The organism is Escherichia marmotae (genome assembly GCF_002900365.1).
Classification (GTDB): domain Bacteria; phylum Pseudomonadota; class Gammaproteobacteria; order Enterobacterales; family Enterobacteriaceae; genus Escherichia; species Escherichia marmotae.
The window spans coordinates 4,532,457-4,545,230 of the sequence record NZ_CP025979.1; the positions used below are offsets into that span (position 1 = coordinate 4,532,457).

10 protein-coding genes are annotated in these 12,774 nt (G+C 49.8%); 6 read left to right on the forward strand and 4 right to left on the reverse strand.

Features of this window, described 5'->3' with window-relative positions; translation table 11 throughout:
* Positions 1-92 precede the first annotated feature (92 nt).
* The 4 genes from purC to ypfH all read left to right on the forward strand — a co-directional run bounded on the left by purC (position 93) and on the right by ypfH (position 4,639).
* Positions 93-806 (forward strand): phosphoribosylaminoimidazolesuccinocarboxamide synthase, encoded by a 714-nt coding sequence (gene purC, locus C1192_RS23080; RefSeq protein WP_001516861.1) that lies wholly within the window; start codon positions 93-95, stop codon positions 804-806.
* A 167-nt stretch (positions 807-973) separates the two neighbouring features.
* Complete coding sequence (gene ypfJ / locus C1192_RS23085; protein WP_001267513.1) at positions 974-1,837, forward strand: KPN_02809 family neutral zinc metallopeptidase; 864 nt, start codon at positions 974-976, stop codon at positions 1,835-1,837.
* Positions 1,838-1,851: 14 nt separating this feature from the next.
* Positions 1,852-3,867 carry a tRNA cytosine(34) acetyltransferase TmcA gene (gene tmcA / locus C1192_RS23090; RefSeq protein WP_038355475.1) on the forward strand — a complete coding sequence of 672 codons (2,016 nt, stop codon included), beginning with the start codon at positions 1,852-1,854 and terminating at the stop codon, positions 3,865-3,867.
* A gap of 73 nt (positions 3,868-3,940) precedes the next feature.
* Positions 3,941-4,639, forward strand: coding sequence for an esterase (gene ypfH, locus C1192_RS23095; RefSeq protein WP_038355474.1), 699 nt, complete (start codon positions 3,941-3,943; stop codon positions 4,637-4,639).
* A 128-nt stretch (positions 4,640-4,767) separates the two neighbouring features.
* Here the strand turns inward: ypfH and C1192_RS23100 are convergent, their stop codons facing one another.
* The 3 genes from C1192_RS23100 to C1192_RS23110 are packed head-to-tail and all read right to left on the reverse strand — an operon-like array spanning position 4,768 to position 6,483.
* Positions 4,768-4,968: a YpfN family protein gene (locus C1192_RS23100; RefSeq protein ID WP_000383836.1), complete on the reverse strand. Its 201-nt coding sequence runs from the start codon at positions 4,966-4,968 to the stop codon at positions 4,768-4,770.
* A 27-nt stretch (positions 4,969-4,995) separates the two neighbouring features.
* Positions 4,996-6,123, reverse strand: a complete 1,128-nt coding sequence (dapE, locus tag C1192_RS23105) for a succinyl-diaminopimelate desuccinylase (RefSeq protein ID WP_038355473.1) — start codon at positions 6,121-6,123, stop codon at positions 4,996-4,998.
* A gap of 3 nt (positions 6,124-6,126) precedes the next feature.
* Positions 6,127-6,483 (reverse strand): ArsC family reductase, encoded by a 357-nt coding sequence (locus tag C1192_RS23110; protein ID WP_000258263.1) that lies wholly within the window; start codon positions 6,481-6,483, stop codon positions 6,127-6,129.
* Positions 6,484-6,861: 378 nt separating this feature from the next.
* Here C1192_RS23110 and ypfM point away from each other — a divergent pair, with 378 nt between their 5' ends.
* The gene (gene ypfM / locus C1192_RS23115) at positions 6,862-6,921 is read left to right on the forward strand and encodes a protein YpfM (protein WP_001386977.1); all 60 of its coding nucleotides are present in this window, start codon (positions 6,862-6,864) and stop codon (positions 6,919-6,921) included.
* 98 nt (positions 6,922-7,019) lie between these two features.
* Here the strand turns inward: ypfM and acrD are convergent, their stop codons facing one another.
* Entirely contained in the window at positions 7,020-10,133 is a 3,114-nt protein-coding gene (acrD, locus tag C1192_RS23120) for a multidrug efflux RND transporter permease AcrD (RefSeq protein WP_016262247.1), read from the reverse strand.
* A gap of 1,409 nt (positions 10,134-11,542) precedes the next feature.
* Here acrD and C1192_RS23125 point away from each other — a divergent pair.
* The gene (locus C1192_RS23125) at positions 11,543-12,772 is read left to right on the forward strand and encodes an autotransporter strand-loop-strand O-heptosyltransferase (RefSeq protein ID WP_000063802.1); all 1,230 of its coding nucleotides are present in this window, start codon (positions 11,543-11,545) and stop codon (positions 12,770-12,772) included.
* The last annotated feature ends 2 nt before the right edge of the window (positions 12,773-12,774 follow it).

Consider the following 12,774-nt stretch of genomic DNA (forward strand, 5'->3'; position numbering starts at 1 on the left):
GATAAGGCGTTCACACCGCATCCGACAAAACATCTGGCACACCAGACAGTAAAAGATTTTAAAACGTTAATTCACACCCAGGAGTGATAAAGATGCAAAAGCAAGCTGAGTTGTATCGTGGTAAAGCGAAAACCGTATACAGCACGGAAAACCCGGATCTGTTGGTGCTCGAATTCCGCAATGATACGTCAGCAGGTGATGGCGCGCGCATTGAGCAGTTTGATCGCAAAGGTATGGTGAACAACAAGTTCAACTACTTCATTATGAGCAAACTGGCTGAAGCGGGTATCCCGACTCAAATGGAGCGTCTGCTCTCTGATACTGAATGTCTGGTGAAAAAGCTGGATATGGTGCCGGTTGAGTGTGTCGTACGTAACCGCGCCGCTGGCTCTCTGGTGAAACGTCTTGGAATCGAAGAAGGTATTGAGCTTAACCCGCCGCTGTTCGATCTGTTCCTGAAAAACGATGCAATGCACGACCCGATGGTTAACGAATCTTACTGCGAAACCTTTGGCTGGGTAAGCAAAGAGAACCTGGCGCGTATGAAAGAGTTGACCTACAAAGCGAACGACGTGCTGAAAAAACTGTTCGACGATGCCGGTCTGATTCTGGTCGATTTCAAGCTGGAGTTTGGTCTGTACAAAGGTGAAGTGGTACTGGGCGATGAGTTCTCCCCGGATGGCAGCCGCCTGTGGGACAAAGAAACGCTGGAGAAAATGGACAAAGACCGTTTCCGCCAGAGCCTCGGTGGCGTGATCGAAGCCTATGAAGCCGTCGCCCGCCGCCTGGGTGTAGAGCTGGACTGATTTTTTCGCTCATCATCTTGCCGTGCTGTTGGCACGGCAAGACAACCGCTTTTGTAAGACGTGAATTGAACGCTCATTCCTCCATCATTTCCTCCTGTTTTCCTGTGGTAATCTTCCTCTGAACCACCTACGATCATCACTATAATGAATATATTGTTGAGGTATCTATGCGCTGGCAAGGGCGTCGTGAAAGTGACAATGTTGAAGACAGGCGAAACAGTTCTGGTGGTCCGTCAATGGGCGGTCCCGGTTTTCGCCTGCCAAGCGGTAAAGGTGGGCTGATTTTACTGGTAGTGGTGCTGGTCGCTGGCTACTATGGTGTTGATTTAACCGGGCTGATGACTGGACAACCTGTTTCTCAGCAGCAATCAACGCGTTCAATTAGCCCAAATGAAGACGAAGCGGCAAAATTTACCTCGGTGATTCTGGCTACCACAGAAGATACCTGGGGGCAGCAATTTGAGAAGATGGGGAAGACTTATCAGCAACCGAAGCTGGTGATGTATCGCGGGATGACGCGCACCGGTTGCGGAGCCGGGCAGTCCATTATGGGGCCGTTCTATTGCCCGGCGGATGGCACGGTCTATATCGATCTCTCCTTCTATGATGACATGAAAGACAAGCTGGGCGCGGATGGCGATTTTGCCCAAGGGTATGTTATCGCCCATGAAGTCGGTCATCATGTACAGAAACTGTTAGGTATCGAGCCGAAAGTCCGTCAACTGCAACAAAATGCGACGCAGGCGGAAGTGAACCGCTTATCTGTGCGTATGGAACTTCAAGCCGACTGCTTTGCCGGTGTCTGGGGACATAGTATGCAGCAGCAAGGCGTTCTGGAAACTGGCGATCTGGAAGAGGCTCTGAATGCGGCGCAAGCTATTGGCGATGACCGCTTACAACAGCAAAGTCAGGGGCAGGTGGTGCCGGACAGCTTTACTCATGGTACTTCTCAACAACGCTATAGCTGGTTTAAACGTGGTTTCGATAGTGGCGATCCGGCACAATGCAATACTTTCGGTAAAAGTATTTAACTCTCGGGGCAGGGATGGCTGAACTGACTGCGCTACACACATTAACAGCGCAAATGAAACGCGAAGGGATTCGCCGCTTGTTGGTGTTGAGCGGGGAAGAGGGCTGGTGCTGTGAACATGCACTGAAATTGCGTGACATATTACCCGGTGACTGGTTGTGGGTTTCGCCGCAGCCAACTACTGAAAACCACTGTACGCCATCGGCGCTACAAACTTTGCTGGGGCGCGAGTTCTGTCATGCCGTATTTGACGCCCACCAGGGTTTTGATGCTGCAGCATTTGCGGCGCTTAGTGGGACACTGAAAGCGGGAAGTTGGTTGGTTTTGTTGCTTCCTGTATGGGAAGAATGGGAAAACCATCCCGATGCCGATTCTCTGCGCTGGAGTGATTGCTCCAGTCCCATTACTACTCCACATTTTGTCCAACATCTCAAATGCGTCCTTACGACGGAGAACGATGCTATTCTCTGGCGACAAAACCAGCCGCTAACGTTGGCTGACTTTGTTCCCCGTACTGACTGGCAACCCGCTACTGGCGCACCACAGCCGGAACAGCAACGGATACTACAGCAGCTTCTGACCATGCCGCCTGGCGTGGCCGCGGTAACTGCTGCGCGCGGGCGCGGTAAGTCGGCACTGGCGGGGCAACTCATTTCCCGTATCGCAGGTCGTGCGATTGTTACTGCGCCTGCGAAAGCCGCAACGGATGTGCTGGCACAGTTTGCGGGCGAGAAATATCGCTTTGTGGCACCAGATGTATTATTAGCCAGCAATGAGAAAGCCGACTGGCTGGTGGTCGATGAAGCTGCAGCCATTCCCGCACCGTTACTGCATCAACTGGTATCGCGTTTTCCGCGTACTTTGTTAACCACTACGGTGCAGGGCTATGAAGGCACCGGGCGCGGATTTTTGCTGAAATTTTGCGCTCGTTTTCCGCATCTGCAACGTTTTGAATTGCAACAACCGATCCGTTGGGCGCAGGGATGTCCACTGGAAAAAGTGGTCAGCGAGGCACTGGTTTTTGACGATGAAAATTTCACGCACGCACCACAAGGCGAGATCACCATTTCTCCATTTGAACAGATATTATGGCGCAGTGAGCCGGAAACACCGTTAAAGGTTTATCAATTATTGTCTGGTGCGCACTACCGGACGTCGCCACTGGATTTACGGCGGATGATGGACGCACCCGGGCAACATTTCCTACAGGCGACTTGCGAAAACGAGATCGCCGGGGCGCTATGGTTGGTGGATGAAGGCGGATTATCTGAACAACTCAGTCAGGCGGTCTGGGCCGGTTTTCGTCGTCCGCGGGGAAATCTGGTGGCTCAATCGCTGGCAGCGCACGGCAGCAATCCACTGGCGGCGACATTACGCGGGCGGCGTGTCAGTCGGATAGCCGTTCATCCGGCGCGTCAACGGGAAGGCATAGGACAACAGCTTATTGTCAGCGCCCTGAAATATACGTATGACCTCGATTATCTTTCTGTGAGTTTTGGTTACACCGATGAATTATGGCGCTTCTGGCAACGATGTGGTTTTGTGCTGGTGCGGATAGGTAACCATCGCGAAGCCAGCAGCGGCTGTTATACGGCGATAGCGCTGTTACCTGTTAGCGAAGCGGGGAAACAACTGGCGGAGCGTGAGCATGACCGTTTACGCCGCGATGCGCAAATTCTCGCGCAGTGGAATGGCGAAACTATTCCGGTTGATCGGCTAAACGACACCGTGCTTTCTGACGACGACTGGCTTGAACTGGCTGGTTTTGCTTTCGCTCATCGTCCGCTTTTAACGTCGTTAGGTTGTTTAACGCGTCTGCTACAAACCAGTGAACTGGCGTTACCGGCGCTGCGTGGACGCTTGCAGAAAAGCGTCAGCGACGCGCGGTTATGTACCACACTTAAACTTTCAGGCCGTAAGGCATTGCTGTCCCGCCAACGCGAAGAAGCCGTGCAGGCGCTATTGGCACTTGATGATGTTCGCACTGAACGCCTGCGCGATGGCATAACGCAATGGCAATTTTTTCACTGACTCCTTCAATTTTCTCTCATGGTCATTGTGAGTCAGCGGCGTAAAATTACTGACATCAGTTAAGGAGTTCGCCATGAAACATGACCATTTTGTTGTTCAAAGTCCGGACAAACCAGCGCAACAGTTGTTACTGCTTTTCCACGGTGTTGGGGATAATCCAGTGGCGATGGGGGAAATCGGCAGTTGGTTTGCGCCGCTGTTTCCGGATGCGCTGGTGGTGAGTGTCGGCGGCGCGGAGCCGAGTGGTAATCCGGCAGGGCGTCAATGGTTTTCGGTGCAGGGTATAACGGAAGAAAATCGCCAGGCGAGGGTAGATGCCATCATGCCGACGTTTATTGAGACGGTACGCTACTGGCAGAAACAGAGCGGAGTAGGGGCTAACGCCACGGCGCTGATCGGTTTCTCACAAGGGGCGATTATGGCGCTGGAGAGCATTAAGGCCGAACCGGGTCTTGCCTCACGCGTAATAGCCTTTAACGGGCGTTATGCCAGCCTGCCGGAAAGCGCATCTACTGCCACGACAATTCACTTGATTCACGGTGGTGAAGATCCGGTTATCGATCTGGCACATGCGGTTGCGGCACAAGAAGCGTTAATTAGCGCTGGTGGTGATGTCACGCTGGATATCGTGGAAGATTTGGGGCATGCGATCGATAATCGCAGTATGCAATTTGCCCTGGATCACTTGCGTTATACCATTCCGAAACATTACTTCGACGAAGCGTTAAGCGGCGGTAAGCCCGGTGATAATGATGTGATTGAAATGATGTGAAAAACAGGTGCCAGGTGCGTAGGCCGGATAAGGCGTTTACGCCGCATCCGGCTATGGTGCCTGATGCGACGCTGAGGCGTCTTATCAGGCCTACGGTTGAAGGTCAGACATTGTCCGGCTCCTCCAGCTTACTTCTTCGGTTGATCCTTCTTCGGCCAGTCGTCGTCATCGTCCCACTTATCGTTGAAATCACGATGCGGGGGAAGCTCCGGCTTGTTGGCGAGAAATTTCTTATGGTCGACGCGCTTGAGATCTTTGATCACATTCAGCAGAACGCCCACCAAAAAGACAATCACCAGAATCCACCAATATTTAGCCAGCCAGTCCATGCTTATTTCCTCTTGCAGAACTACTCATCAGGCGACGAGCTGTTCCATGATACGTTGATACATACGGGCAAGTAGCTGCAGGTCGGCAGCATTGACGCATTCATTAATTTTATGAATGGTGGCATTGACCGGCCCGAGTTCCACCACCTGCGCCCCCATGCGGGCAATAAAGCGCCCATCGGACGTTCCGCCTGTGGTCAGTAGCTGCGGTTTAATTTCATTATAGTGCTCAATAGCGTTGACTACCGCATCGACCAGTTTACCGCGCGCGGTCAAAAATGGCTGTCCGGAAAGCCACCAGTCAACGGTGTAGCGTAGCTGATATTTTTCCAGTAACGCATGAACCTGCGCTTTGATCATTTCGTCTGTCAGTTCAGTACTGAAACGAAAGTTAAACTGTATAAACAGCTCACCCGGAATGACGTTATTACTACCAGTACCCGCCTGAATATTGGCTACCTGCATACTGGTTGCCGGGAAAAATTCATTACCCTTATCCCACTCGATAGCCACTAACTCATTGAGGAAAGGTGCTGCGCGATGCACGGGGTTATCTGCAAGGTGTGGGTAGGCTACGTGTCCCTGCACGCCATGAATAGTAAGGTTACAGGTCAACGAGCCGCGACGGCCATTTTTCACTACATCACCGACAACTTCGATACTCGACGGTTCGCCAACCAGGCAGTAATCCAACCGTTCACGACGCGCCATTAAGGTTTCAACCACTTTGACCGTGCCGTTGTGGGCGCTGGCCTCTTCGTCTGAGGTGATCAGAAACGCCAGTCGACCTTTATGGTTGGGATGTTGCGCGACAAAGCGTTCTGCCGCCACGACCATCGCCGCCAACGACCCTTTCATATCTGCCGCGCCGCGCCCGAATAACATACCATCACGAATGGTCGGTTCAAATGGTGGGTTGATCCAACGGTCGGCATCGCCAGGCGGTACAACGTCGGTATGTCCGGCAAAGGCTAACGTTTCTCCCTGTCCACGCCACGCCCAGAAATTCTGCGTATCCGCAAAGTCCATGCGTTCGACGGTAAAACCGATCGCCTGTAAACGTTCGATCATAATTGCCTGACACCCTGCGTCATCAGGACTTAAGGATGGGCGGCGAATAAGCTGCTGTGTCAGCTCAATAACCGGACACGACATAGACTACACCTCATGGAAAAATTGCTGATAACTGGATTCACTGAAACCCAGCAGCATAGGCTTCCCGGGCGCGCAGAGCAATGGGCGTTTGATAATTGCAGGCATTTCAGTCATTAATGCCGCAGCAGACGCCGCATCGGTGATTTTATTGCGAGTGATTTCGTCCAGTTTACGCCAGGTGGTGCCACGGGTGTTGAGTAACGCTTCCCAGCCTAATTCGTTGATAAATGAGTTCAGCAATTCACTGTCCAGACCATCAACACGGTAATCGTGAAAGCGAAAGTCAATGCTATTGGTTTCCAGCCAACGGCGGGCTTTTTTAATGGTGTCACAGTTTTTGATGCCGTAAAGGGTAACCATAATGAATCCTTTTGCGATTATTAAGAATAAATAATCATTTAACGGGCAATACATTTCCCCTGCAAATGATTGTCAGAGAATATAACATTATTAAGGTATTTCACTTAACAACTATTAAATAATTGTGAGCAGTTTGAACGCAATTATTAAGAATATTCCCCTAGGTATCTGTCTGTATTTCAAGCAGAATTGATTCAGTATTAGAATCCGTATGAATATGTTGAAATGTTGCTTTGCATCACATAAAAATCCCTGTCTCAGGGCCATAGTATTTACATAGGTTTTGCCCCGGAGGTAGTAATCACAGCAATCGAATAAATTAGCTTCACCACGGTATATTGTTTCCGTAGAATACCCATAATTATAAGAGAGGTTGTTATGATTGAACGTGAACTGGGGAACTGGAAAGACTTTATCGAAGTTATGCTTCGTAAGTAATTACCAGGACAAAAGGTAAAATGAAAGAACCTGATGAACAGGTTCTTTATCAGAAAGTTGAAAAAGGCGACACGTTGGCATGTCGCCTTTTTTATTGTTTATTCCGGCCGGGGTTTCAGCGGGAAGCGGCGACGTACCAGCACAAAGAATAGCGGTACGAAGTAAATTGCCAGAATGGTAGCGGAAATCATCCCCCCCATTACGCCAGTACCAACCGCATGTTGTCCGCCGGAGCCAGCACCGCTGCTGACTGCCATCGGCAGTACGCCGAAGACAAACGCCAGCGAGGTCATTAAAATCGGGCGTAAACGCTGGCGGCAGGCATAAAGCGTTGCTTCAAAAAGGTCGTGGCCTTTTTGATTCATCTCGTTAGCGAACTCGACAATCAGAATGGCGTTTTTCGCTGATAAACCAATGACCGTTAACAGTCCCACCTGGAAATAAACATCGTTTTCCAGCCCACGCATCCAGGTTGCCAGCAGCGCGCCGATAACCCCCAATGGCACGACCAGCATCACCGAGAACGGCACCGACCAGCTTTCGTACAGTGCTGCCAGACACAGGAACACGACCAGCAATGAAATCGCATACAGCGCCGGAGCCTGCGCGCCGGAAAGCCGTTCCTGATACGACATTGCCGTCCACTCCAGACCGAAGCCGTTCGGCAATTGCTGAACTAACGATTCCATAATATCCATTGCAGTACCGGTACTGACGCCCGGCGCAGCTTCCCCGACAATCTCTACCGCGGAATAACCGTTATAGCGTTCCAGACGCGGCGAACCTGTTTCCCAGCGGGAGGTCGCGAAGGCAGAGAAAGGCACCATGCTGCCGTCTTTGTTACGCACATACCACAGATTGATGTCATCTGGCAGCATGCGATACGGCGCGGCAGCCTGCACATAGACTTTCTTCACGCGACCGCGATCCATAAAGTCATTTACATAGCTCGAACCCCACGCGGTTTGCAGCGTGTCGTTAATATCGTCAATGGCAACGCCCAGCGCCTGGGCTTTACGTTGGTCGATATCAATCTGCAACTGCGGACTGTCATCAAGACCATTATGGCGCACACGGGTTAATTCCGGGTTTTCTGCCGCCAGCGCCAGTAACTGGTTACGTGCTGCCATTAGTGCATCGTGACCCGCCCCGGCGTGGTCCTGCAACTCCATATCAAAACCCGCAGAACTGCCAAGACCGCTAATTGCTGGCGGGCTGCTGGCAATAACTCGGGCTTCTTTAATCTTATTAAATTCTTTCGTTGCACGTTCGATAATGGCAAACGAGGTGCCGGTTTTACTGTCGCGTTCGCTCCAGTCTTTCAGGCGGATAAACATCCGCGCCACGTTTTGGCCGTTGCCGCCAGGGCCAGAACCGACCGTGGCAAACACCGACGTGATGTTGTCTTTCTCATGAGTGAAGTAATACTTCTCGATCTGTTCCACCACTTTCAGGGTTTGTTGCTGGGTCGAGCCGCTGGGCAACTGCACCGAGGTGGTGAACATGCCACGGTCTTCCAGTGGCAGGAACGACGTTGGCAGACGCAGGAACAGAAACACCATGCCGCCAAGTAGCAGGACATAAATCACAATCCAGCGCAGGCTGCGGTGGAGAATTTTCGCCACCCCTTTTTCGTAGCGTTCGGCGTTGCGGTTGAACATCTGGTTAAACCAGGCAAAAAAGCCTTTCTGCCCGTGATGCTCACCTTTTTTCAGTGGCTTAAGTAGCGTGGCGCACAGTGCCGGAGTGAGAATCATCGCCACCAGTACCGACAGCACCATCGCCGCAACAATAGTGATGGAGAACTGGCGATAGATAGCCCCGGTGGTGCCGCCGAAGAAGGCCATTGGCACAAAAACAGCCGAAAGCACCATCGCAATCCCGACCAGCGCGCCCTGGATCTGACTCATCGATTTCCGCGTCGCCTCGCGGGGCGAAAGTCCGTCTTCGCTCATAATACGTTCGACGTTTTCCACCACCACGATGGCGTCATCCACCAGCAGGCCGATCGCCAGCACCATCGCGAACATGGTTAAGGTGTTGACGCTGTAACCGAAGGCGTAAAGCACGGAGAAGGTTCCCATCAACACTACCGGTACGGCGATAGTCGGAATCAGCGTGGCACGGAAGTTTTGCAGGAACAGGTACATGACGAGGAAAACCAGTGCGATAGCTTCCAGCAGAGTTTTCACCACGTCTTCAATGGAGGCCTTAACAAACGAGGTGGTTTCATATGCCACCTTGTACTCCAGTCCGGGGGGGAAATACTGCGCCAGTTCATCCAGACGGTTGAGCACCAGCTCCGCCGTTGCCATTTCGTTCGCGCCGGAGGCCAGTTTTACTCCCAGACCCGAGGCTGGCTTACCATTAAAGCGGCTAAGATAATCATATTTCTCCGCTCCCATTTCGACGGTGGCGACATCGCCCAGCCTTACTTCTGAACCGTCCTGATTCACCCGCAAGGTGATATCACGGAACTGTTCAGGCGTTTGCAACAGCGACTGAGCGTTAATGGTGGCATTTAGCGCCTGTTTATCAACAGAAGGTGTTCCGCCAAGTTGCCCAACCGCAATCTGCGCATTCTGCGACTCAATGGCATCAGTGACATCTTTGGCGGTCATCTGGAAACTGTTCAGTTTTGCCGGATCAAGCCAGATACGCATCGAATACTGCGAACCGTAAGCGTCAATATCACCAACGCCATTAACACGGCTTAACGGATCCTGAATATTACTGGCAACATAATCGGCAATATCCTGTTTATCCATTGAACCATCAGTAGAGACGAAGGCAATGGTCAGAATGTTGGTGTCGCCGGTTTTACGTACCGTTACGCCCTGATTTTGCACCGCCTGGGGGAGTTTACGCATGGCTGATTGCAACTGGTTTTGCACCTGTTGCACTGCTTCGTCCGGGTCTGTGCCTGCTTTAAAACTGAGCGTCACCGACGCCTGGCCGGTGCCGCTGCTTTGTGACGACATATACATCAGGTTATCGAGGCCAGTCATATTCTGCTCAATAACCTGGGTCACGGTGTTTTCCAGCGTCTGGGCCGACGCGCCAGGATAGTTAGCCGTTACTCGCACATTAGGGGGGGCGAGATCCGGGTATTGTTCAACAGGCAATGAAAAAATCGCCAGGGTTCCTGTCAGACACAACAGGATTGCCAGTACCCAGGCAAAAATGGGGCGATCAATAAAGAAATTCGCCATTAAAAGAGGACCTCGTGTTTCTGCGTATCGTTATGGGCATACCTTGCTTCACTGTAGCGGCAAGGTACGAGCCAATCGTGGAGAAAAAAAGGAGATAATGTAAATTATCAGCACTCGGTAGCAAAGTTTGCATAAGCGTAAAGTAACGGCAGCTATCTCTTTCCATTGCGGTGCATGAACGGAATGTTTTTCTAATTTGTTGAATTTTTAATAAAAAATACAGCGATTTTTTATTTTGATATCGCAAGGAAGAGCATCATTCGAACCCTGTCAGCGAAAACTCACCTTTACAAATGTAAAGCCGCAGCAGGATGTTAACAAAATTTCTTCTTAACGGAATCGTTGCCCGGCATCGTTTTTCCCGGAGAGCTTGCAAAAAGCGGATATTTCGTTTGTCTGGTTCCATATCAATAAGCGAGGAAACTGCTCGTTTTTGCTGACGCTCATCAACATACTAAACACTATTTTATGACTTCTGCTAATAATCATATGAATATATAGAGATATTAAATCGATGTCATGTATGATTCTTGTATTTTGTTCGTGTGGAATTATTTTTGATATCTATTGTTTTATACGAATATGACTTGCTCTCTATCTTATTAATTAACGTCGGGTATCTTTTTCCTCTATGGTTCTTAAAATGAGAAGACCGTTTTTTTGGTTGAAAATCATATGCTAAGTGATGTGGTAAATATTTTTAGCTTTCTGAGGAGGTATTTAAATCATCTTGGTAAGTACACCAGAAACTATTCTTCATATGGATCGATCTGTTTTATAGATCGATTTTTATTTATCGATCTATAAAAACTATATGACTTTATTTAAATAAACTGTCACTATTTTTAATATCTATTTCATGGAGGGGGTGTCGCTCCGGATGAACTATTGCCAATAAAATATATTGGCATGGTTTGCAATGGTTTTTTATTAACTTTTGCATTACATGTGTTTATGTTTATTGGGTATGATTAATTGATTTTATTGATATTTTTTTATTGATGCGAAACGTTTTAAAGACTGTTTGGGCACCTTGTTTCAGGCAGGCTAACAGTAGTCCACTATTAACTAGTGAACGGTAGATGAAGATGTAATATGGAAGTGATTAATCACTAACTTGTCGATAATAATGATTTTACGTTGTTGGTTAAATATCAGCAACGGTGGCGTGTTAGCGCCAAAAATAAAAAACTTTACTCTGATGAATGTTTTTGGATGTTTTTCAATACTTGTTATGGGTAAGGGGGATATTGCGCCAAATTTTATTAAATTATATTGCGCGCAATATGTGTTTATTACCAGAGCATTGGGATAAAAAGTTCTCTGTTATGAAAATCATAATCGGTGAGTTTGTTTCTTTCCTCAAAATAAGGCGCTTTATTGAACTTTAATTAAAAAGGAATTTTACAGTGAGTAATGATGATACCCTTGTAGGTACTAAAGCGTTGCAGCAATCTTTTGCTAATGCGCCTTATGTTCCCACTCAAAAATCCCTGCACGGCATTCGCTACGATTTCAACGATGGTGCGCGCATCAAACTCCCTCCGGGTAACTGGCTGGTTAATTTAATCGACGACGCTTCCGGCAATGTTTTATTTACCTGTCAGTCCAGTGAAGGCTGGGTATTGAGCGGTAAAAAGTACTTTGTTGATTTTCGTATTCAGGTTTTTAAGGCGGATGAATCCACGCCGGTGTTGGATGTCGAGCAGGATCTGCGAGACAAGTCTGTCATTATTCATTTCCCCACCGGAACGTTAGGCGATCTCCTTGGCTGGTTTCCATATGCCGAACGTTTTCGCCAGCAGCATCAGTGTCAACTGGAGTGCGTGATGGGAGCAGAAATTATCGAACTGCTCCACGAACAGTACCCTGAAATACAGTTCTCCACCCGCGAAACCATTAAAACCCATAACCCCTACGCCAGCTACCGCATAGGGTTGTACTTCGAAGGTAACGACACCCATCAGCCGCTGGATTTCCGTCAGGTCGGTTTTACCCGCATTGCAGGCTATATCCTCGGTGTCCCGCCGCAAGAAGAACCTCCCCGGCTGAAGCTCGACGCACCGCGCGTCATTGATGAACCCTACGTTTGTATCGCCACCCAGTCCTCTTGCCAGGCGAAATACTGGAACAATGGTTATGGCTGGTCGGAGGTGGTGGCAGAGCTGAAAACGTTGGGCTATCGGGTGCTGTGTATTGATAAGGAAGCACACTACGGCTCTGGTTTTGTCTGGAATCACATTCCCCACGGGGCGGAGGATTTTACCGGTGCGCTGCCGTTACAACAGCGGGTAGATCTCCTGCGCCACGCGGACTTTTTTGTCGGTCTGAGCAGTGGCCTGAGTTGGCTGGCGTGGGGGTGTCACATCCCGGTGGTGTTGATTAGTGGTTTTACCGATCCGCAAAGCGAGTTCTATACCCCGTGGCGGGTATTCAACTCACACGGATGCCACGGCTGCTGGGATGACGTAAGCATCGATTTTGACCAGGAAGATTTTTTGTGGTGTCCGCGGCACAAGGGCACCGACCGACAGTACGAATGCTCTCGACTCATAACTGGTCAGCAAGTTAACCGCATTATCCGCCAGCTTCATCAAACCCTAAGCGACGAACGCGCCGCCCTTAGCCTAAAGGACTAATT

Bases quoted from the DNA above. Each gene is read 5' to 3' on its own strand.
- purC (WP_001516861.1), top strand. From the start codon at position 93: ATGCAAAAGCAAGCTGAGTTGTATCGTGGTAAAGCGAAAACCGTATAC.
- ypfJ (WP_001267513.1), top strand. From the start codon at position 974: ATGCGCTGGCAAGGGCGTCGTGAAAGTGACAATGTTGAAGACAGGCGA.
- tmcA (WP_038355475.1), top strand. From the start codon at position 1,852: ATGGCTGAACTGACTGCGCTACACACATTAACAGCGCAAATGAAACGC.
- ypfH (WP_038355474.1), top strand. From the start codon at position 3,941: ATGAAACATGACCATTTTGTTGTTCAAAGTCCGGACAAACCAGCGCAA.
- C1192_RS23100 (WP_000383836.1), bottom strand. From the start codon at position 4,968: ATGGACTGGCTGGCTAAATATTGGTGGATTCTGGTGATTGTCTTTTTG.
- dapE (WP_038355473.1), bottom strand. From the start codon at position 6,123: ATGTCGTGTCCGGTTATTGAGCTGACACAGCAGCTTATTCGCCGCCCA.
- C1192_RS23110 (WP_000258263.1), bottom strand. From the start codon at position 6,483: ATGGTTACCCTTTACGGCATCAAAAACTGTGACACCATTAAAAAAGCC.
- acrD (WP_016262247.1), bottom strand. From the start codon at position 10,133: ATGGCGAATTTCTTTATTGATCGCCCCATTTTTGCCTGGGTACTGGCA.